Source organism: Streptomyces sp. NPDC001920 (assembly GCF_053594495.1).
On sequence record NZ_JBSFEP010000004.1, the window covers coordinates 75,360 to 96,404 of the forward strand.

The following is a 21,045-nucleotide window of genomic DNA, read 5'->3' on the forward strand; positions in this document are numbered from 1 at the left end:
TGTCCGCCGAACCCGACCGCGGTCCGCGGGCCCCCGCTCCTGCGCATGTGACCGACGCGACCGCAAGGTCGATACTGCCAAGAGCGGGGACCCGACGGGCACGCGCCCGTCGCCCGTCCGCCCACCCCGCTTGGAACTGGAAGGACACGGGTCGAAGGCTCGCCCACCGGTCGCACCAGGAGGTGGCGGCGACATGCGTGAGATTCTCCCGGTGATCAGCCGCTGGTACGCGGCCCGCGCCCCGTTCGGGCTGGCCACGGTCGTCGCCACGAGCCGCAGCGCCCCGCGCGACCCCGGTGCCGCGATGGCGGTGGGGCCGGATGACGAGGTCGTGGGCAGCGTGTCCGGTGGCTGTGTGGAGGGAGCCGTCTTCGAACTCGCGCGGGAGGTCGTGGCGAGCGGGCAGGCCCGGCTGGAGACCTTCGGGTACAGCGACGAGGACGCGTTCGCGGTGGGGCTGACCTGCGGCGGCGAGATCACCGTGCTGGTGCGGCCCGTGACGGCCGAGAGCGACCCGTCGTTCGGCGAGGTCGCGGAGTCGGTCACCGCGGGCCGTCCGGTGACCGTGGCGACGGTGACCGACGGTCCCGCGCCCCGCGGGGCGGCGCTGGCGGTGTGGCCCGACCGGGTCTCCGGGACGCTCGGCACCCCCGGTCTGGACGCGGCGGTCACCGCCGACGCGCGCGGTGAGCTGGCTCTCGGGGCCACGGGCCGCAGGCACTACGGAGCGCACGGCGAGCGCCGTGAGGACGCGGTCACCGTCTTCCTGCACTCCTTCGCACCGCCGCCCCGCATGCTGGTCTTCGGCGCGATCGACTACGCGGCCGCGGTCGCCCGGATCGGCGACTTCCTCGGCTACCGGGTCACGGTGTGCGACGCCCGCCCGGTCTTCGCCACACCCAAACGCTTCCCCGCGGGCGTCGAGGTGGTCGTGGACTGGCCGCACCGCTATCTGAGGGGCACCGACACCGACGAGCGCACCGTGATCTGCGTCCTCACCCACGACCCGAAGTTCGACGTGCCGCTGCTGGAGGAGGCGCTGCGCCGGCCGGCCGCGTACATCGGGGCGATGGGCAGCCGCCGTACGCACGACGACCGGACCCGCCGGCTGGTCGAATCCGGCCTGACCGAGGGCGAGTTGGCCCGGCTGCGCTCGCCGGTCGGGCTCGACCTGGGCGCCCGTACGCCCGAAGAGGTCGCCGTGTCCGTGGCCGCGGAGATCATCGCGCTGCGCTGGGGCGGCAGCGGCACGCCGTTGACGGGGGCCGCCGGCGCCATCCATCCGCGGCCGCTGTGAGTGCGGGGCGTCCGCGGTCGCCGTCGCCACGCCTCCCGTGGGGCGAGCGCCTGCCAGGCGGCGAGGACCGGCCGTCAGCGACGCGGCAGCCGGTGCAGCTCCACGTCCGTGAGGGCGCCCTCGGTGACGGTGGCGGTCATGTAGGTGCAGTGGGGCTGGCGGCGGCGGTCGGTCGGGGAGCCGGGGTTGAGCAGGCGAAGGCCGGTGGGGGCGGTGGTGTCCCAGGGGATGTGGCTGTGGCCGAAGACCAGGACGTCGAGGTCGGGGAAACGGGCCGCGCAGCGCCCCTCGCGGCCCTGGGCGGGTCCGGTCTCGTGGACCACGCCGAAGCGCAGGCCGCCGAGCTCGGCGTACGCCACCTCGGGGAGACGGGCACGCAGCTCCGGTCCGTCGTTGTTGCCGTGGACCGCCACCAACCGGGCGCTGCGGCTCTCCAGCAGGTCGAGCGTGGCCACGTCGACCCAGTCGCCGGCGTGGAACACGACGTCGGCGCGCGGGAGTTCGGCGAGGAGCGGGGCGGGCAGCTCCTTGGCGCGTCGGGGCAGGTGAGTGTCGCTGGTCAGGAGCAGGCGCACAGCGCCAGGCTACCGTGCGCGGTTGTCTTCGGCCGCGGCCGGCAGGCCGTGGACGCCGCGGTGGCCGTGGACGCCGCGGTCGCGGTAGACGCCGTGGTCGCCCCGTGGACAAAAGCGGTGACGGGGTTAGGATTTGGCCACGAGTGCCGAAATCTGCCGCCCACGCACAGCGACCCAGGGAGCGCGGAGCCGATGCCGGTCAAGGTCAGCGTCGTCGTCCCCGTGTACAACCCGGGGGCTCATATCGAGGACTGCATCGCCTCGCTGCTCGGGCAGTCGCTCCCCCCTGACGCCTACGAAGTGGTCTTCGTCGACGACGGTTCCACCGACGGCACGCCGGCCCGGCTGGACGCGCTCGCCGCCGCGGACCCCCGGGTGACGGTGCTCCACCAGGAGAACTCCGGCTGGTCCGGCAAGCCCCGCAACGTCGGTGTCGCCGCGTCCCGGGGCGAGTACGTGATGTTCGTGGACAACGACGACCACCTCGGTGACGAGGCTCTGGAGCGGATGTACGACTACGGCGTGGCCAACGGCGCCGATGTCGTGGTCGGCAAGATGGCGGGCAAGAACCGCGGGGTGCCGGTGGAGCTGTTCCGCCGCAACCATCCGCGTGCCACCGTCGAGAACGCGCCGCTGATCGACAGCCTCACCCCGCACAAGATGTTCCGCCGGGCCTTCCTCGACGACATCGGCCTGCGCTTCCCCGAGGGCAGACGACGCCTGGAGGACCACGTCTTCGTCACCGAGGCGTATCTGCGCGCGAGCAACGTCTCGGTGCTGAGCGACTACGTCTGCTACTACCACGTCCGGCGGGACGACTCCTCGAACGCCGGTTTCCAGCGCTTCGATCCGGGCGGCTACTTCAAGAACCTCCGGGAGGCCCTCGACGTCGTCGAGCGGTACACCGAGCCGGGCCCCCTGCGCGACCGGCTGCTGAGGCGCTGGCTGCGGGTGGAGATGGTCGAGCGGATGCGCGGACGGCGGCTGCTCGCCCTGCCGGCGGACTACCGCCGGGAGCTGTTCGAGGAGATGCACCACGTCGTCGTGGAGCGTTTCGGGCCGGGTGTCGCGGCCGGGCTCCAGCCGACGCAGCGGGTCGTCGCGGCGCTGATCGCGGCGGATCGGTACGACGACGTCGAGGCGTTCGCCGAGTGGGAGGCCGGCGTCGCCCTCACGGCCGTCCCCGAGCACGTCACGTGGCGGGACGGCACGCTTCGGGTCGGTTTCACCGCCGAGTACGCCTGCGGCGGCGAGCCGATGACCTTCGCCGCCGACACGGCCGGTACGCCGCCCGGTGACCCGCCGGGAGAGCTGGCCGCGGCCATCGCCTGGGTGGGCGCCGACACCCTCGCGCGCTTCGGTGCCGCCACGGCCGACCTGCTGCTGCGCGAGCGCGCCGGCGCCGCCCAGTACTTCCAGCCGGTGGAGTTCACCCGGGAGAAGGCGCCGGCCGGGGACGGCGGCGGCCGGGTCCGGCTGGCGCTGCGCGCGACCGCCGCCGTGGACCCCGCGACCCTCACGCGCGACGGCCTCTGGGACGCCGTCGTCCGCGTCAAACTGGGCGGTTGGACCAAGGAGTGCCGTCTCGGCCCCGCCCCCCGCACGCACCGTCCCGCCCCACCCGCGGGTGTGGCCGGCGGCCATGTGATCCTGCCGTACTGGACCGCGCCCCACGCGAACCTCGCTCTCGACGTCGACCGCGCGACCCACCGCCTCGGCCTGGGCGTCCTCGCGCCGGACCAGGTCACCGCCGCCGGCGACCGCCTGCGCGTCCCCCTCCCGCTGCACGTCCCCGACGACGGCACCGAGGTGTCGCTCCGGCTCACCTCGTCCGGCACCGCCCACACCCTGCCCGCCACCCTGTCCCCGCACGGCTCCGGGGCACTCCTGGACGCCGTCCTGCCGCTCGGTGGGCTGCAGCGCGGGACCTGGCGGGTCACGCTCGGCGTGCCCGGTCCGCGCCGTCTCGCCCTGCCGTTCGCGCTGCGTGCCGGGGCGGGCGGGGTGCGCGTGGTGCGCGCCCCCGGTTCCGGTCCGCTGCGGCGGCTGGTGCGCGGGGCACGGCGCAGGCTCGGCACGCTCCTGCGGCGCACCGCGCCCCGGCTCAGGGCCCGGGCCGGGAGGAGGTGACGGGATGCGGCCCCTGGGGATCGAGGGCGCCTGGGTGCTGGAGCCGCAGGTGTTCCCCGACGACCGCGGCACCTTCCACGAGTGGTACCGCGGCGAGGAGCTGCGCGAGGCCACGGGCTACGTCCTGTCCCTCGCCCAGGCCAACTGCTCGCTCTCCCGCCGGGGCGTGCTGCGGGGCGTGCACTTCCGCGACGTGCCGCCCGGGCAGGCCAAGTACGTGACCTGCGTGCGCGGCGCCGTCCTCGACGTGGTGGTGGACGTCCGCGTCGGCTCCCCCGCCTACGGCCGCTGGGAGGCCGTGCGCCTCGACGACACCACCCGGCGTGCCGTGTTCCTGGCCGAGGGACTCGGGCACGCCTTCATGGCCCTCACCGACGACGCCACGGTGGTCTACCTGTGCTCGACGGGATACGCCCCGGGACACGAACACGGCGTGCAGGCGCTCGACCCCGGGCTGGGGATCATCTGGCCGGAGCACATCCGGCCGGTCCAGTCCCCCAAGGACGCCGGGGCCCCGTCGCTGGCACAGGCGCGGGAGGCGGGCCTGCTCCCGTCGTACGAGACCTGCACGGCCCACTACGAGCGGCTGCGCACGGGGCGTTCCGCCGAGGCCTGACGCCGGTGTCCCGGGCGGCGTGGAGGTTCACCCGCCGCGGGCGACCCGCTGGACGGCCGCACGCAACGGCTCCCACCCCCGTGAACGTCCCACGCCGAGCCCGCGGGCACGTGCGAGGGGCCGCCAGAAAGTCGCGCCGAGCAGTGCCTGCGGGGCCACCGCGCCGGCCCGGTCCAGGACCGCCTCGGGCACCTTCTGCGGGTCCGGCGCGTCGTACTCGGCGACGATCTCGTCGTACCGGTCCCGCAGCACCGTGTCGCGGGGATCGGCGCCGAACACCACGAGCTGCCCGGTGGGCCGGGTGTCGACCAGGACCGTCGCCAGGTCGGGCCGGTACCGCCCGAGGATCTCGGCGATCTTGTAGACGTCCCCGGTCCAGGCCCCGGTGTGCCGGTCTCGCGCCGCCTCGTCGACGTTGCGCGGCAGCATGTCGTCGAAGACGATGACGCTGGTCCAGTCGGAGTGCCGCTCGATGTTGATGAAGTCCCGCAGCGCGTACTCGAACAGGTGCATGCCGTCGATGAAGGACAGGTCCAGGACGGTACGGCGCCAGTACCCGAGCAGGCCGCGGCCGCGGCGCAGGTTGCGCAGCGGGTGGCGCCCGCCCCTGAGGTGGACGAGCGGGTTGTCGCGGGCGAAGAAGTCGTCGCTGGTGGCCTTGACGAGGTGGACGTCGCAGCGGATCTCGGTGACGACCTTGAAGGCGGGGTCGACGGCGACGGTGGGCACACGGGAGAGTCTGAGGCTGCGGCCGTCGTTGACGCCGATCTCCAGGTAGTTGCGGTTCCCGCTGACCTTGTGCAGTTCCTTCAGGAACTCATGGCGTTTCACGAAGGGTCTCCTCGCGGATCAGGGGCAGTGCTTCGTGCAGGGCGGTGCGCCAGTGGCGTGGGGGCGGGAGGCCGAACCGAGGTGCGCGGTCGTGGGCGAGGACGCTGTACGCGGGGCGGGGAGCGGACCGACGGAACGTTTCGCCGGTGACGGGGCGCACCCGGTCGGGATCGGCGCCGAGGAGTCGGAACACCTCGCGGGCCAGGTCGTACCAGGTGGCCTCGCCGGAGTTGGTGACGTGCAGGACGCCGGTCGCGCCGGTGCCGACCCGGGGGCCGAGGGATGCGATCGTCGCGGCGACGTCGGCGCTCCAGGTGGGCCGGCCGCGCTGGTCGACGACGACGTCGACGGTGTCCCCGCGGGCCTCGGACTCGATCATCGTACGGACGAAGCTCCGGCCGTGGACGCCGTACAGCCAGGCGGTGCGGACGATCGCGCTCGCGTCCGGGAGCTCCTGCGACACCCCGCGCTCCCCCGCCAGTTTGGTGCGGCCGTAGGCGGTGCGGGGGCGGGGTGGCTGGTCCTCGGCGTACGGGGTGGAGGCGTCGCCCGCGAAGACGTAGTCGGTGGAGACATGGATCAGGCGGGCCCGGTGCGCGCCGCAGGCACGGGCGAGCAGGCGCGGGCCGTCGCCGTTGACGCGCAGGGCTCGTTCCTCGTCCGTCTCGGCGTCGTCGACGGCCGTGTACGCGGCGCAGTTGACGACGAGGTCGGGGTGGTGGGCGGTGAGGGCGCGGTCGACGGAGTCGGCATTGGTGATGTCGAGGGCGGCGTGGCCGAGGCCGGCCACCTGCTCGCCGCGGGCGAGGAGCGCGTCGAGTGTGTCGCGGCCGAGCATGCCGCCCGCTCCGGTGACCAGCCACCTCATCCGTGCACCTCGCCGACGCGGCGCTTGAGGGGTTCCCACCAGGCGCGGTGGTCGCGGTACCAGGCGACGGTTTCGGCGAGGCCGGACGCGAAGTCGTGGCGGGGCCGGTAGCCGAGCTCGGTGCGGGCCTTGGTCCAGTCGACCGAGTAGCGCAGGTCGTGGCCCTTGCGGTCCTCGACGTGCCGCACCCGGTCGGGGTCCGCGCCGCAGGCCGCCAGCAGCAGGGCGGTGAGCTCCCGGTTGCTCAGTTCCGTGCCGCCGCCGATGTTGTAGATCTCGCCGGGCCGGCCCTTGGTGCGCACGAGGTCGACGCCGTGGCAGTGGTCGTCGACGTGCAGCCAGTCGCGGACGTTGCGGCCCTCGCCGTAGAGGGGGACGTGCTGCCCGTCGAGGAGGTTGGTGATGAAGAGCGGGACGACCTTCTCGGGGAACTGGTGCGGGCCGTAGTTGTTGGAGCAGCGGGTGACGCGGACGTCCAGGCCGTGGGTGCGGTGGTGGGCGAGGGCGAGCAGATCGGAGGAGGCTTTGGACGCGGAGTAGGGGGAGCTGGGCCGCAGGGGGTGTTGCTCGGTGGCGGAGCCGGTGGCGACGGAGCCGTAGACCTCGTCGGTCGATATGTGCACGAAGGGTTCGACGCCGTGGCGCAGGGCCGCGTCCAGCAGGGTCTGGGTGCCGACCACGTTGGTGAGGACGAAGTCGTCGGCGCCGGCGATCGAACGGTCCACATGGGACTCGGCGGCGAAGTGCACCACCTGGTCCGCCTGCGCCATCACCTTGTCGACCAGGGCGGCGTCCTGGATGTCACCGTGCACGAACTGCAGCCTGGGGTGGTCGAGTCGGAGGTTGTCGAGGGTGCCGGCGTAGGTGAGTTTGTCCAGCACCGTGATCCGCGGCGCCTCGGGCGCGTCCGGCGCGTCACGGGCGAGCAGGGTGCGCACGTAGTGCGAGCCGATGAAGCCGGCGGCGCCGGTGACGAGGAGGTTCATGTGTGGATCTGCACCTTGCTGTGGTCTCCGAGGACGAGGCGGTGAGCGCTGGGGACGCTGGGTGCCGGGGTGACCTCGACGTGCCGCCCGATGAGCGAGGACTCGATCCGGCCCACCCCGTCGATGGACGCGTCCCGCAGCACGATGGAGAACTCCAGTTCGCTGTCGGTGATACGGCAGTTCTCCGCGATGGAGGTGAAGGGGCCGACGTAGGAGTCCTCGACGAGCGTGCCGGAGCCGACGACCGCGGGACCGACGATGCGGGAGTTGACGACGCGCGCCCCCTCCTCGACGACGACGCGTCCGACGGTCTCGGAGGCGTCGTCGACGTCGCCGTCGATGCGGCGTGCGAGGTTCTCCAGGACGGTCCGGTTCACCTCCAGCATGTCGGCGACGTTCCCGGTGTCCTTCCAGTAGCCCTTGATGACGGTGCAGCGCACGTCGGCGTCCGTGTCGATCAGGTGCTGGATGGCGTGGGTGATCTCCAACTCGCCGCGCCAGGACGGCGTGACAGCGCGTACCGCGCCATGGATGGCAGGGGTGAACAGGTAGACGCCGACCAGGGCCAGGTCGCTCTTGGGGTGCCGCGGCTTCTCCTCCAGGCCGACGACCCTGCCGAGGTCGTCGAGTTCGGCGACGCCGAAGGAGCGCGGGTCCTGGACGCGGGTGAGCAGGATCTGCGCGTCGGGACGGTGGTCGCGGAACTCGTCGACGACATCGGTGATTCCGCCGACGATGAAGTTGTCACCGAGGTACATCACGAAGTCGTCGTCGCCGAGGTAGTCGTGGGCGATGAGGACGGCGTGCGCCAGGCCCAGTGGTCGTTCCTGAGGAATGTAGGTGATCTCCAGGCCGAACCTGGTGCCGTCGCCGACGGCGTCCTGGATCTCGGCGGCGGTCTCGCCGACGATGACGCCGACGTCCGTGATACCGGCCGCTGCGATGGATTCCAGCCCGTAGAAGAGCACGGCCTTGTTCGCCACCGGCACGAGCTGTTTGGCCGAAGTGTGCGTGATCGGCCTCAAGCGCGTACCGGCGCCACCGGCCAGCACGAGAGCCTTCATCTGCTTCACCTTAGCCCGGGTCGGCCGGATTTGAGCGTGCCGGGATTGGCTTGTTCTCAACTGCCGTGCTGTACGGCGGTTCGCCGGATTCCGGCCTCAGCCGCCCGGCACGATCTCGCTCCACACCTGTTTTCCGCCACTGACCGGCACCGTGCCCCAGGCCGCCGACACGGCCTCGACCAGGAGGATGCCGCGGCCACCGGTGGCTTCCCAACTGATGCTGGTCGGCTTCACCGGGGTGCGGGGTGAGGAGTCGGCGACGGCGACGCGCAGCCGGTCGTTGACGAGGGTGAGGTCGAGGCGGACCCGGCCGTCGGTGTGCACCAGGGCGTTGGTGACGAGTTCACTGACGACCAGCAGGACGGTGTCGGCGTCCGGCGGCGGCACGCCCCAGGTGCGCAGGGTGCGTCGGGTGAAGCGGCGGGCGTGAGCGACGGCCTCGGGGACGCGCCAGACGGTCCAGCTCTCGCGCAGCGGGCGTACGGCCATGCCGTCGTAGCGCATCAGCAGCAGGGCGATGTCGTCGCTGCGGCGCGCCTCCACGAGCAGGGCGTCGGCGACGAGTCCGAGGTGGGCCGGGTCGGAGCGGGCCAGTGCGCGGGCGAGCCGGTCCATGCCCGCGTCGATGTCGGCGTCGGCGGACTCGACCAGGCCGTCGGTGGTGAGGGCCACGACGGTGCCGGGCCGGAGGCTGAGCGGGCTCATCGGGAACCCGGCCTCGCGCAGCACACCGAGCGGCGGACCGCCCTCCGCCTCCGCGATCTCCGTGGCCCCGTCCGGGTGGCGCAGCACGGGCGGCGGGTGTCCGGCGCGCACGCACCAGGCGGCGCCCTCCTCCAGGTCGACGTCGACGTAGCAGCAGGTGGCGAAGAGGTCGGTCTCCAGGTCCATCAAAAGCCGGTTGGCATGGTGGACGACCACGTCCGGCGGGTGGCCCTCGGCCGCGTAGGCGCGCAGCGCGGTGCGCATCTGGCCCATGAGGGTGGCGGCGGCCGCGCTGTGGCCCTGGACGTCGCCGATGACCAGCGCCACATGGTTGTCGGGCAGCGGGATGACGTCGTACCAGTCGCCGCCCACCTCCAGACCTGCCGTGGTCGGCAGATAGCGGGCGACGGCCTCGGCGCCGGGCAGCCGGGGCAGCCGACGGGGCAGCAGCTGGCGCTGCAGCATGCCGACGAGTTCGTGCTCGGCGTCGAAGGCGTGGGCGCGCAGCAGGGCCTGGCCGGCGAGGCCGGCGGAGGCGGTCAGCAGGGCGCGTTCGTCGGGTCCAAACTCGTGCGGGGTGTCCCAGCCGATCACGCACGCGCCGGCCACCCGGCCGCCGGCGGGCAGCGGCAGGACGGCGAGGCCGCCGGGGCCGACGTCGGCGAGGGCGGGTTCCAGGGTGGTGCCGGCGGGCCAGATCCGTGCGCGGCCCTCGCGCAGGACGGCGGCGAGGGTGGGCATGGCGCGCACGGGGGCGTCGGGCCATTCGGTGCGCCACTCCTGGCGCCACAGCTCGGGCCAGGACTCGGGGCCGGGTGGGTCCAGGACGGTGACGACGAGCCGGTCGTTCTCCAGCTCGGCGAGCGCGATGCGGTCGGCGCGCAGCGGCTTGCGCAGGGCGCTGACCACGGCGTGGCTGACGTCCCGGACCGTGCCGGCGGTGGCGAGGGCGGCGGCGAGGCGCTGGACGCGGGCGACGTCGGTGACCTCGGAACGCAGGGTGGAGGCGTCGGCGACGGTGCCGACGAGGCGGGCCGGGAGCCCCTCGCCGCCGGGCAGGAGACGGCCGCGCAGCCGGAGCCACTTGGGCGGGCCGGCGGGTTGCAGGACCCGGAACTCCAGCTCGCGGTCGCCGATGGACATGTGGTCGGCCTCGACGACGGACATCAGTGACGGCAGGTCCTCCGGGACGGTTCGGCCCAGCAGGGTCTCCACCTTGCCGTCGAACTCGTCCGCCCCGAGGCCGAACAGCGCCAGGATGTGGTCACCGACGTCGAGGCGGCCGGTGTCCATGGCGAGGCTGAACGCGCCCGGCGGCAGTTCCCCGGGCTCGGTGGCAGCGGGCCGGGCGGGGAAGGCGACGGCTTCGGCGATCAGCTCGAGGCACGCGCGGTCGTCGGGGCCGAAGCCGCCCGCGTGCTCGCTGACGGCCACCAGGCATCCGCCGTCGTCACCGCGGCGGGCGGGGAGCGCGGCCAGGTGGAAGTCCGGCGAGGGTGTCCGTCGCGAGTCCGCGGAGCCGGCGAGCTCCCGCGGGGTGAGCCACACCGGGTGGCCGGTGCGGTGGGCGTCGGCGAGCGGGGAGCGTCCGGCCAGGGCATAGCCGTCGCGCAGGCCGTAGAGGGTGCGGGGCACCCCGACGGACTCGATCAGGCACAGCAGCTCGCCGTCCTCGCTGGGCGTGTACACGGCGGCGAAGGAGGACCCGGCGAACACCAGGGCCTGTTCCAGGACCCGGCGCAGTCGCTGCGGTGAGTCCGTATCGACGGCAAGCGCCTTCAGGGCGGCTTCGGCCCGCAGACGCCTCCTGCGTCCGGCAGCGCCCTCAGTGACCACGTCCGCCATTACAGCGCTTGTGAGCCATGTGCGCAGCCCCTGTGAGCATTCGGTGCGGCGTTGACGAGGGTGGCGCTCGAAAACCTCCGAACAGTTCTTGACGCATGCGTTCCGCACGGTGAGCTCGTGACAGCCGTGACTGTGCGTGGCCTTCCCCGCACTGGAAGTCTCTGCGTCGTAGCCACGGAGGGGGAGGCATGGACAAGCGGTACGAGGTGTACGCGCTCGCCGACAGGCACTTCTACGAGACGCCTGAACGCATGTCTGAGGAGACTCGGGGCACCGCGCTCTACGAGACGGCGCGGCGCGAGGTGCCGGAGGGCTGGGACGCGACGCGGATCGGCGACTGGCTGGCGCTCACACCGCTCACCGCGGACGGGAAGCCGGTGTCCGGTCCGGCTCAGGGCTGGAAGATCCACGCCTCGGCCACCCGGGCCGACGCCGAGCGGATCGCCGCGATCGTGTGGGACTACTGCGTGCCGCGGCGCATCCCGTTCAAGTTCGTGCCGGGTCCGCACCTGCTGCATCTGCGCAACACCAAGTACGCCGCCCGTGACACCAGCGGCAAGTTCGTCACCCTCTACCCGGCCGACGAGGAGCAGCTGCACGTCGTGCTGCGCGAGCTCGGTGAACTCCTGGAGGGCTTCGAGGGGCCGTACATCCTCACCGATCTGCGGTGGAACGAAGGCCCGCTCTACGTCCGCTACGGCGCGTTCGCCCGCTCCTTCGTCGTCGACGAGCGCGGCTCGCTCGTGCCGGCGGTGCTGGACGGCGAGGGCAACCGGGTGCCGGACCGCCGGGCGCCGTCCTTCCAGGTGCCGGAGTGGGTGACCCTCCCGGCGTTCCTGGAGCCGCATCTGGCTGCGCGCAACACGACGACGGTGGGCGAGCTGCCGTACCGCATCGAGAAGGCGCTGCACTTCTCCAACGGCGGCGGGGTGTACGCGGGCACGGACACCCGGGACGGGCGGCGGGTCGTGCTGAAGGAGGGCCGGCCGCACGCGGGGCTGGCCGCCGACGGGGCGGACGCGATCGCCCGGCTGGAGCGGGAGAAGGCCGCGCTGGAACAGGTGGCGGGGACGGGGGTGGTGCCGGAGGTGAGGGACTGGTTCACGCTGGGCGACCACCGGTTCCTCGTCATGGACTTCGTCGAGGGACGCCCGCTGAACTCGTTCTTCGCCGAACGGCATCCGCTGCTCACCCCGGACCCCGACCCGCGGGCGGTGGCCGACTACACGGCGTGGGCGGTGCGCATCCACGGGGCCGTCGAGCGGGCGGTGGAGGCGGTGCACGCGCGCGGGATCGTCTTCAACGACCTGCATGTCTTCAACATCATGGTGACACCCGACGAGGAGTCGGTGGTCCTGCTGGACTTCGAGGCGGCTGCGCCCGTCTGCGAGCAGGGCCGGCAAGTGGTCGCCCATCCCGGCTTCTTCGCCCCGCCGGACCGCAGGGGCGTGGACGTCGACCGCTACGCGCTGGCCTGTCTGCGGCTCGCCCTGTTCCTGCCCGTCACCACGCTGTTCGTGGTCGACCGGGGCAAGGCGGCCCATCTCGCCGAAGTGATCCTCAGTCAGTTCCCGGACGTACCGGAGGAGTTCCTGGACGAGGCGGTCACCGAGATCACCCGCGGCAGCACCGTGCGCGCACCGTCGTTCGTGGCGCCGGGCGACTGGCCGTACAGCCGTGACTCCATGATCAAGGCGCTGCTGGCCTCGGCGACCCCGGAGCGCGACGACCGGCTCTTCCCCGGTGACATCACGCAGTTCTCCGACGGCGGCGGCCTCGGCCTCGCGCACGGTGCCGCGGGCGTCCTGTACGCACTGGACGCGGTCGGTGCCGAACGCTACGACGAGGGCGAGCGCTGGCTGCTGGAGCGAACGGCGCCCCCGCCGACGGGCACCCCCTTGGGGCTGTACGACGGTCTCGCGGGCGTCGCCCACGTCCTGGACCGGCTCGGCCACCGGCAGCGCGCCCTCGACCTGGTCGAGCGGATCCTCGGGGAGCGGTGGCAGAACCTCTCCTCCGACCTGCACGGCGGACTGGCCGGACTCGGCCTGGTGCTGGGCGAACTGGCCCGGACGACCGGTGAGTCGGAGCTGCGGGAGCGTGCCGCAGAGGTCGCCGGCATCCTCGTACGCCGACTCGCGCAGCCCCTGCCGGACACGCCCAGGCGTCGCCGGGCCGGGCTGATGCGCGGGGCGAGCGGGCCGGCGCTGTTCCTGCTGCGGCAGTACGAACGCACCGGTGAACCTCAGCTGCTGGAGGCGGCCGGGGTGGCACTGCGCCGGGACCTGGAGTGCTGCGTGACGCACCCGAGCGGCTCGCTGGAGGTCGACGAGGGCTGGCGGACCCTGCCGTACCTCGGCGACGGCAGCGCCGGCATCGCGATGGTCCTGGACGACCACCTCGCCCACGCCCCCGACCCGGACGGCGCGTTCGAGCGGGCCAGGGCCGGGATCCTGACCGCCGCCACCAGCCGCTTCTACGTGCAGCCGGGCCTCCTGCAGGGCCGCGCCGGAATGATCCTGCACCTCGCCCGCACCGACACGCCGGGAGCGACCGGCGAACGGCTCGCCGAGCAGATCGCCGGGCTCGGCTGGTTCTCCATGGACTACCAAGGTCAACTCGCCTTCCCGGGTCACCAGATGATGCGTCTGTCGATGGACCTGGCCACCGGAACGGCAGGGTGCCTGCTGGCGCTGGGAGCGGCCCACGCGGCCCCCGGCGACCCGGCCACCGCGCATCTGCCGTTCCTGCCGCCGCTCGGGCGGCCCTCACCACGCGGTTCCGCACTCTGACGGAGCCGTGACACAACCCCGTCCCCACGGGTGGACGACACCGATATGGAAGGAAGTAACGACATGGCACTTCTCGACCTGCAGGCGATGGAGTCCGACGAGCACACCGGAGGCGGCGGCGCCAGCACGCTCAGCCTGCTGTCCTGCGTCAGCGCGGCGAGCCTCACGCTCTGTCTCTGACGAGCACCGGTGCCCATGGCTCCGGGCGGTCCGCTTCCCACGTGGGAGCGGCCGCCCGGGGCCCGCACGCGTCGAGGGTGAGGCCGCCGCCGCATGACACAAGCCGTCAGGTCACTCACCGGGCCGCTCGGTCCGGCCCCCGCCCGCATCCTGGCCCTGTGCCTGATGAGCACGGCCGCGACCGGTGCGGGTCTGCTGCTGCCCGCCGCGCTGGGCCACACCCTTGATCTGCTGCTGGCGCGGGCCCCGGCGACCCGCTGGGTGCTGTACTGCGCCGCGATCGTCCTGCTGCTCGCCCTGCTGGACGCGATCGAGACGGTGCTGACCGGTTCCGTCGACGCCCGTACCACCGCCTGGCTGCGCCGGCGTCTGACCGGGCACGTGCTGGCCGTCGGCCCGCGTGCCGCCACCCGCTTCGGGCCCGGTGACCTCGTCGCCCGCCTCGTGGGCAACGCCGCCCAGGCCGGCACGGCACCGACCGCCCGCGCCGCGCTGCTCGCCGCGCTGGCCGGTCCCGTCGGCGGCATGGTGGCCCTCGCGTCGATCGACCCGTGGCTCGCGGCCGTGCTGCTGGCCGGGGCGCCCGTACTGGCGCTGCTGCTGCGCGCGTTCGCCCGCGACACCAGGGAGTGCGTGACGCGCTACCAGCAGGCCCAGGGACGGATCGCGCGGGCCCTTGCCGAAGCCGTCCGCGGGCACCGCACCATCGAGGCGGCGGGTACGGCCGAGCGGGAGACGGCACGGATCCTGCGGCCCCTGCCTGAGCTGTCCCGGGCCGGGCACCGCATGTGGCGGGTGCAGGGGCTGGCCGCGGGCCGGTCGGTCGCCGTGGCCCCGCTGCTCCAGCTCGGGGTCGTCGCGGTGGCCGGTGTCCTGCTCGCCCGGCACCGGCTGACGGTCGGCGAGGTGCTCGCGGCCTCCCGGTACGCGGTCCTCGCCACCGGAATCGGTGTCCTGGTCGGACAGCTCGCCGGTCTGGCCCGGGCCCGCGCCGCGACGGGGCGCCTGGACGAGGTGCTCACGGAGCCGGCGCCCGGCTACGGCGAGCGTGACCTGCCCTCCGGGCCCGGCCGGCTGGAGCTGCGCGGGGTACGGGCCGTACGCGGGGACCGTGCCGTGCTCGACGGGGTCGACCTCGTGGTGCCCGGCGGGACGACAGTGGCCGTCGTGGGCCCGTCCGGCTCGGGCAAGTCCCTGCTCGCCGCGATCGCCGGACGTCTGGCCGACCCGGACGCGGGCGAGGTGCTGCTCGACGGGGTGCCGTTGCGCGACCTCACTCACGACGCGCTGCGCCGCGCCGTCGGGTACGCCTTCGAACGCCCCGCGCTGCTGGGCGGCACGATCGAGGAGGAGATCGGCCTCGCCCTGCCGTCCCCCGTCCCCGAACGGGTCCGTGAGGCGGCCCGCGCCGCCCACGCGGACGACTTCGTACGCCGCCTCCCCCACGGGTACGCCACCGCCGTGGCCGATGCCCCGCGTTCCGGCGGGGAGTCCCAACGCCTCGGCCTCGCGCGGGCGTTCGCGCACGGCGGGCGGCTGCTGATCCTCGACGACGCGCTCTCCAGCCTCGACACGGTGACCGAGGCCCGCATCACCGCGGCCCTGGCGAACCCCGGTCCGCACGGCGGTACCCGGCTCCTGATCGCCCACCGCGCCGCGACCGCCGCACGCGCGGACGCGGTGGCCTGGCTGGAGGGAGGCAGGGTGCGGGCGGTGGGGCCGCACGAGCGGCTGTGGCGCATCCCCGAGTACCGGGCGGTGTTCGCGGACGGTGAGCCGTCATGACCGAGGGCGTGTACCGGCGCGGCCTGCGCTTCCTGCGGGAACGGTGGCGGGTCCTGGTGCGGCTGACGGGCTGGTCCGTGCTGGAGACCGGGCAGACCTTCCTCACGGGGTACGCGCTCGCCCGGGCCCTGGACGAGGGTTTCCTGGCCGGGCGGCCCACGACCGGACTCGTCTGGCTCGGGGTGGCCGGACTCGGTGTGCTCCTCGGGGCGTACGGCACGGCGCGGGTCTACGGTGCGGTCGCCGCGCTGGCCGAACCACTGCGGGACCGGCTGGTCGCGAGGGTCGTCGTGCGCGGGGTGCGGGAGGCGGACGCCGGGTCGCTGTCCGGGCTGACCCAGCAGGTCGAGATCGCCCGGGACACCTTCGCCGGGCTGGTGATGGTGTCGCGTTCGTTCCTGTTCACCTCGGCCGGCGCCCTGGTGGGGCTGGTGTCGCTCGACCCGCTGCTCCTGCTGGTCGTCGGGCCGCCGCTGGCCGCGGGCCTGGGCCTGTTCGCGGCGACGTTGCGGCCGCTCGCCCGGCGTCAGGAGGCGTTCCTCGTCGCCGACGAGGCGCTGGCCGACGGGCTGGCCACCGTCTGCCCCGGACTGCGGGACATCACGGCGGCCGGCGCGCAGGAGCGGGTCGCCGCCGTCACCCGGCGCCGGATCGACGCCGAGCGGCGGGCCGCCTGCTCCCTGGCCCGCTGGGGTGTCCTGCGGGTGGCCTCCCTCGCCCTGGGCGGTCAGCTCCCGATCGTGCTGCTCCTGCTCTGCGCGCCCTGGCTCCTCGCCCACGGCGTCACCGCCGGCGCCCTGGTCGGCGCCCTCGCCTACGTCACCCAGTCGCTGCTGCCGGCCCTGCACAACCTGGTCCACGGCCTCGGCACGAGCGGCTCACGGCTGGTCGTCGTCCTACGGAGGCTGACCCGTGAGCCCGAGGCCGGGGCGGGACGCCTCACCGACGGACCCCAGGGAGGGGCGAGGCGCCCCACCGACGGACCCGACATGGGGCCGGGGCGCCATGCCGACGCACCTGAGGACGGGGCGGGGCACACCGGCGGCGGGGCCGACGCCGGAGATGGGCGCGCTGTCGGCGGGGCCCCCGCCGGAAAGGGACGGCCGGCCTGCGAACCCGCGACCGCCGGAAAGGGACGGCCGGCCTGCGAACCCGCGACCGCCGGGACCGGGCGCCTCACCCATGCAGCTCCCCCGGCAGCCGAGCGGCCACCCGTCCAACGCCCTGCCGAGGCCGGGCGACGCGCCCACGAAGCACTCGGTGCGGCCGAAGGACCGGCCCGCGAACCCGTCTCAAGGACCGGGCGGACCCCGTCCGAGCGTTCCACGGGGCCCGGGGTCGCCCCCGAGTCGGAGTCCCACGCCCGCCCCTGCGACGAGACCAGGGCACGCCTGCCCCGCCCGGACGGCGAACCCGTGCCTTGCCTCACCCCGGCCGGCGAACCGGCCGCCTCCCCGCCCCCCGCCGACGAGCCCACCCCTCCCCTGCTCTCCCTCACGTCCGTCAGCTTCGCCTACGGCCCCACCGCCGCCCCCGTCATCGACGACCTGGACCTCGCCCTGCCGGCGGGCGCCCACCTGGCCGTCGTGGGTGCGAGCGGCATCGGGAAGTCCACGCTCACCGCGCTGGTCGCCGGCCTGCTGGAGCCGGGCCGGGGGGAGGTCCGGCTCGGCGGGCATCCGGTGCCCGGGCCGCGGGCCGCCGCGCTGCGGGTGCTCATCCCGCAGGAGGCGTACGTGTTCACCGGCACGCTCGCCGAGAACCTGGGGCATCTTCGGCCGGACCCCGTACCCGAGGCGGAGCTGCTCGCCGCGGCGGAGGCCGTCGGGCTGCTGCCGCTGCTGCGGTCGCTCGGCGGGCCCGGGGCGATGGTGGATCCGGCGGCGCTCTCCGCCGGTGAGCGGCAGCTCGTCGCCCTGACCCGTGCCTATCTCTCACCCGCGCCGCTCGCCCTGCTCGACGAGGCGACCTGCCATCTGGACGCGCGGGCCGAGGAGCGTGCGGAACGGGCGTTCGCGGAACGGCCGGGCGGCACCCTGGTCGTGGTCGCGCACCGGATCAGCTCGGCCCGGCGCGCCGACCGGGTACTGGTCATGGACGGGCCCCGTACGGCGTACGGCACCCATGAGGAGCTGCTGAGCCGCTCGGCCGCGTACCGCGAGCTCGTGGGCGGCTGGACGCACATGCCGTCACAGCCAGCCCTCGCCCTGCGAGATCCGGATCGCGTCGATGCGGTTGCGGGCCCCGGTCTTGCGGGTGATGGCGGCCATGTAGTTGCGCACGGTCCCGTGGGACAGATGCAGGCTTCCCGCGATCTCCGCCACCGAGGCTCCCTCGGCGGCGAGGGATAACACGCTCAGTTCCCGCCGGGTCAGGGGCATCTCGGCGGCCTTGAGGAACCCGAAGCCCAGCGAGTCATCGACAAAACGTTTCCCTTCGGCCACCCGCCGGATCCCGCGGACCAGGTTCTCGGGCGAGCCCTCCTTGTCCACGTATCCGAGCGCCCCCGCCTCGGCGGCCCGCTTCAGCAGACCCGGTCTGTGGGAGCCGGCGAGCACCAGCAGCCGCGGCGCCGGCCGGCCCGCCTCGCGTGTGCAGAGGTCGCCCAGCGGCGGGATGCCGTACGCGTCCGAGCAGTCCAGATCCGCCGCGCAGACCGTCGGCCGCACGGCCCGCAGACGGACCGGCGCGCTGCGCCACGAGGCGTCGTGCACCTCAAGGCCCGGTTGTCTGCGTAACCAGTCCGCCAGCACCGATCTGACCAGACACGCGTCATGCACCAGAAGCACCCGGATCACTACCCGCCCCTTCAGCTCGCCCTGCACCGGTTCCGTGGTGAGAAACGCGTGCCCTATTGTTCGCGTCCCGCACCAACTGCGGGCGCGAAGAACCGGCCATCAGGGTGCGCGGGGGCGCACACATGGCGCCCGTACGCGGCCCCGCGCTTCAGGTCCGGGGGCATGGTCCGGGCCCTAAGGGGTATGCGCCGCCTCCCCCGGCCGCGGGTACGCGTGCGCCGTGCATGATCCCGCCGCCTGTGAGGCCCTGTGCGCTCGCCGTGCGCGAAGGGCCGTGAAGGGGGAGATTTGAGCCCTGGGGCCCGGTTCCGGTGCGTTGCCGGCGGCCCGGGTCCGCGGGACGCGCCCAGTGGCGAGGAGGTGGTCGGCGTGTCCGAGGGGCAGACGTCCGCCCAGGCGCAGACGGCCGCGCGGACGCGGGTCGGCCGGCCGCTGCTGTCACTGGCGCTGGCGTCGATGATGGACGAGGTGCACGCGCACTCCGGTGCCGTGTATCTGCTGGCCGCCGATGAGCCGGTACTGGAGATGGCGGTGGTGGCGGGCCTGCCCCGGGCGTTCTCGGCGCCATGGGAGCGGGTCGGGCTGAGCGCGCCGATCCCCGTGGCCGAGGCGGTGCGGGAGCGACGGCTCGTCTGGGTGCGGGGCGAGGACGACATGGCCGCCCGCTATCCGCGGATCGCCGTCGTCCTGCCCTACTCGTTCGCGCTGGCCGCGCTGCCCGTGGCCACCGACACCACCGCCTACGGAGCGATCTTCGTGACGTGGCCCGGCTCGCATCCCCCGGAGCTGTCGGAGCGGGACCAGGACCATCTGGCGGCTGCCTGCCGACGGCTCGCGGTGCGGCTGGAGCGGGCCAGGGAGGACAGCCGTCCGCCGCTGCCCGAGCCCGATCTGATCGCCGGACCGGCGTTCAGCGGCGCGGCCGGCACCCTCGGCACGGTGGAGGCGGCACGGATGGTGTCGCGGCTGCCGTACGGGTTGTGCTCGCTGGATCTGCACGGCCGGGTCAGCTTCGCCAATGCGGCGGCGGCCGAGCTGATCGGCGTTCCGGCCAACCGGCTGCTCGGCAACCAGCTGTGGGCAGCGGTGCCCTGGCTCAACGATCCCGTGTACGAGGACCGCTACCGGGCGGCGCTGATGAGCCAGCAGACCACATCGTTCGTGGCGCTTCGCCCGCCCGGCGACTGGCTGTCGTTCCGTATGTATCCGAGCACGACCGGGCTGAGCGTCCGGATCAGCAGGGCCCGCGCGGTGGCCGAGATGGCCCGTGGCGGGCCTCCGCCCGGTGACGCGCCGGCCCGGCTGGTGACCATCTCCCAGGTGCTGAGCCTGGCCGGGGCGCTCACCGAGGCCGCCGGCGTCCAGGACGTGGTGCAGCTGGTCGCGGACGAGATCGTGCCGGCCGTCGGCAGCCAGGCCCTGGTCGTGCTGGGTTCACGGTCCGGCCGACTGCATGTGCTCGGGCACCGCGGCTATCAGGATCCGCAGGTCGTGGAGCAGTTCGACGGCATGCCGCTGACCGAGCAGACCCCGGGCACCCATGCCCTCACCACCGGCGTACCCGCGTTCTTCGACTCCCGGCAGGAGCTGGAGCGGCTGTATCCGGCGCGGCACGCGACCCCCGACGGCTTCGCGGCCTGGGCGTATCTGCCGCTGATCGCCTCCGGCCGGCCGGTCGGCACCTGTGTGCTGGCCTACGCCGAGCGGCACGCGTTCCCGGCGGACGAACGGGCGGTCCTGACCAGTCTGGGCGGGCTCATCGCACAGGCGCTGGAACGCGCCCAGCTCTACGACGCCAAGCACCAGCTGGCGCACGGGCTGCAGGCCGCCCTGCTCCCGCACTCGTTGCCGCCGCTGCCCGGCATCGACGCGGCCGCGCGCTACCTGCCCGCCACGCAGGGCATGGAGATCGGCGGCGACTTCTACGACCTGGTGCCGACCGAGCGGGGGCTGACGGCGGCGGTGATCGGGGACGTGCAGGGGCACAACGTCACCGCGGCCGGTCTGATGGGCCAGCTCCGCACCGCCGTGCGGGCGTACACCACCGTCGGGCAGGCGCCCGAGGACGTCATGCGCAGCACCAACCGGCTGCTGCTCGACCTCGGCGCGGATCTGTTCGCCAGCTGTCTGTACCTGCGCCTCGACCCCGAGCACGGGAAGGCGGTGATGGCACGTGCCGGGCATCCGCCGCCGCTGCTGCGACGGCCGGACGGGCGGGTGCGGGTACTGGACCTCGCGGGCGGCCCGCTGCTGGGCATCGACGGCTCACCCACCTATCCGACGACGGAGGTCGATCTCACGCCGGGCTGTGTGCTCGTCCTCTACACCGACGGCCTGATCGAATCCCCCGGTGTCGACATCGAGGACGCCCTCGCCGACCTCGGCCAGGTCCTCAGCGAGGCCGGTGAACGTCCCCTGGACGAGTTGGCCGACCTCCTCGTCCGGCACAGCGCCTCGACGCGGGAACGGGTCGACGACGTGGCGCTGCTGTTGCTGCGGGCGCGGGGATGAGGGTCCCGCCCGGGCACGAAGCGGTCCGGCCCTCCCGCCGGAGGGCCGGACCGCGTGTGTGC

14 protein-coding genes and 1 pseudogene are annotated in these 21,045 nt (G+C 73.8%); 8 read left to right on the forward strand and 7 right to left on the reverse strand.

The features are described 5' to 3' along the window. The first annotated feature begins 193 nt into the window (after positions 1-193). Positions 194-1,297 (forward strand): XdhC family protein, encoded by a 1,104-nt coding sequence (locus tag ACWCPI_RS07870; protein WP_451037263.1) that lies wholly within the window; start codon positions 194-196, stop codon positions 1,295-1,297. A gap of 74 nt (positions 1,298-1,371) precedes the next feature. On the opposite strand, the gene ACWCPI_RS07875 is transcribed toward ACWCPI_RS07870, so the two are convergent. Continuing rightward, a complete protein-coding gene (locus ACWCPI_RS07875; protein ID WP_451037264.1) occupies positions 1,372-1,872 on the reverse strand; it encodes a metallophosphoesterase family protein in 501 nt (166 codons plus the stop codon). Positions 1,873-2,064: 192 nt separating this feature from the next. Here ACWCPI_RS07875 and ACWCPI_RS07880 point away from each other — a divergent pair, with 192 nt between their 5' ends. Both ACWCPI_RS07880 and ACWCPI_RS07885 read left to right on the forward strand, forming a co-directional pair. After that, positions 2,065-4,002, forward strand: a complete 1,938-nt coding sequence (locus ACWCPI_RS07880; RefSeq protein ID WP_451037265.1) for a glycosyltransferase family 2 protein — start codon at positions 2,065-2,067, stop codon at positions 4,000-4,002. 4 nt (positions 4,003-4,006) lie between these two features. Further along, the gene (locus tag ACWCPI_RS07885; RefSeq protein ID WP_451037266.1) at positions 4,007-4,618 is read left to right on the forward strand and encodes a dTDP-4-dehydrorhamnose 3,5-epimerase family protein; all 612 of its coding nucleotides are present in this window, start codon (positions 4,007-4,009) and stop codon (positions 4,616-4,618) included. 27 nt (positions 4,619-4,645) lie between these two features. Here ACWCPI_RS07885 and ACWCPI_RS07890 read toward each other — a convergent pair whose 3' ends face one another. From ACWCPI_RS07890 to ACWCPI_RS07910, 5 genes are all read right to left on the reverse strand, one after another. Then, entirely contained in the window at positions 4,646-5,449 is an 804-nt protein-coding gene (locus ACWCPI_RS07890) for a class I SAM-dependent methyltransferase (protein WP_451037267.1), read from the reverse strand. After that, positions 5,436-6,317: a dTDP-4-dehydrorhamnose reductase gene (rfbD, locus tag ACWCPI_RS07895; protein WP_451037268.1), complete on the reverse strand. Its 882-nt coding sequence runs from the start codon at positions 6,315-6,317 to the stop codon at positions 5,436-5,438. Before rfbD ends, ACWCPI_RS07890 begins: the two co-directional genes overlap by 14 nt. Continuing rightward, positions 6,314-7,303, reverse strand: a complete 990-nt coding sequence (gene rfbB, locus ACWCPI_RS07900) for a dTDP-glucose 4,6-dehydratase (protein ID WP_451037269.1) — start codon at positions 7,301-7,303, stop codon at positions 6,314-6,316. The genes rfbD and rfbB overlap by 4 nt, the downstream gene beginning before the upstream one ends. Further along, a complete protein-coding gene (locus ACWCPI_RS07905) occupies positions 7,300-8,367 on the reverse strand; it encodes a glucose-1-phosphate thymidylyltransferase (protein ID WP_451037270.1) in 1,068 nt (355 codons plus the stop codon). Before ACWCPI_RS07905 ends, rfbB begins: the two co-directional genes overlap by 4 nt. Before the next feature lie 96 nt (positions 8,368-8,463). Beyond that, the gene (locus ACWCPI_RS07910; RefSeq protein WP_451037271.1) at positions 8,464-10,917 is read right to left on the reverse strand and encodes a SpoIIE family protein phosphatase; all 2,454 of its coding nucleotides are present in this window, start codon (positions 10,915-10,917) and stop codon (positions 8,464-8,466) included. Positions 10,918-11,105: 188 nt separating this feature from the next. Here ACWCPI_RS07910 and lanKC point away from each other — a divergent pair, with 188 nt between their 5' ends. The 4 genes and pseudogenes from lanKC to ACWCPI_RS07930 form a co-directional block, all read left to right on the forward strand. Continuing rightward, entirely contained in the window at positions 11,106-13,709 is a 2,604-nt protein-coding gene (lanKC, locus tag ACWCPI_RS07915) for a class III lanthionine synthetase LanKC (protein ID WP_451037272.1), read from the forward strand. Between the two features lie 63 nt (positions 13,710-13,772). After that, complete coding sequence (locus ACWCPI_RS07920) at positions 13,773-13,889, forward strand: SapB/AmfS family lanthipeptide (protein WP_019759682.1); 117 nt, start codon at positions 13,773-13,775, stop codon at positions 13,887-13,889. A 93-nt stretch (positions 13,890-13,982) separates the two neighbouring features. Beyond that, a complete protein-coding gene (locus tag ACWCPI_RS07925; protein WP_451037273.1) occupies positions 13,983-15,674 on the forward strand; it encodes an ABC transporter ATP-binding protein in 1,692 nt (563 codons plus the stop codon). A 989-nt stretch (positions 15,675-16,663) separates the two neighbouring features. Further along, positions 16,664-17,584: pseudogene (locus ACWCPI_RS07930) on the forward strand (ATP-binding cassette domain-containing protein); the annotation flags it as partial. A 279-nt stretch (positions 17,585-17,863) separates the two neighbouring features. On the opposite strand, the gene ACWCPI_RS07935 reads toward ACWCPI_RS07930, so the two are convergent. After that, positions 17,864-18,472 carry a LuxR C-terminal-related transcriptional regulator gene (locus ACWCPI_RS07935; protein WP_451037274.1) on the reverse strand — a complete coding sequence of 203 codons (609 nt, stop codon included), beginning with the start codon at positions 18,470-18,472 and terminating at the stop codon, positions 17,864-17,866. Between the two features lie 360 nt (positions 18,473-18,832). Between ACWCPI_RS07935 and ACWCPI_RS07940 the strand changes: the two genes are divergently transcribed. Further along, positions 18,833-20,983: a SpoIIE family protein phosphatase gene (locus ACWCPI_RS07940; protein WP_451037275.1), complete on the forward strand. Its 2,151-nt coding sequence runs from the start codon at positions 18,833-18,835 to the stop codon at positions 20,981-20,983. Positions 20,984-21,045: the final 62 nt, after the last annotated feature.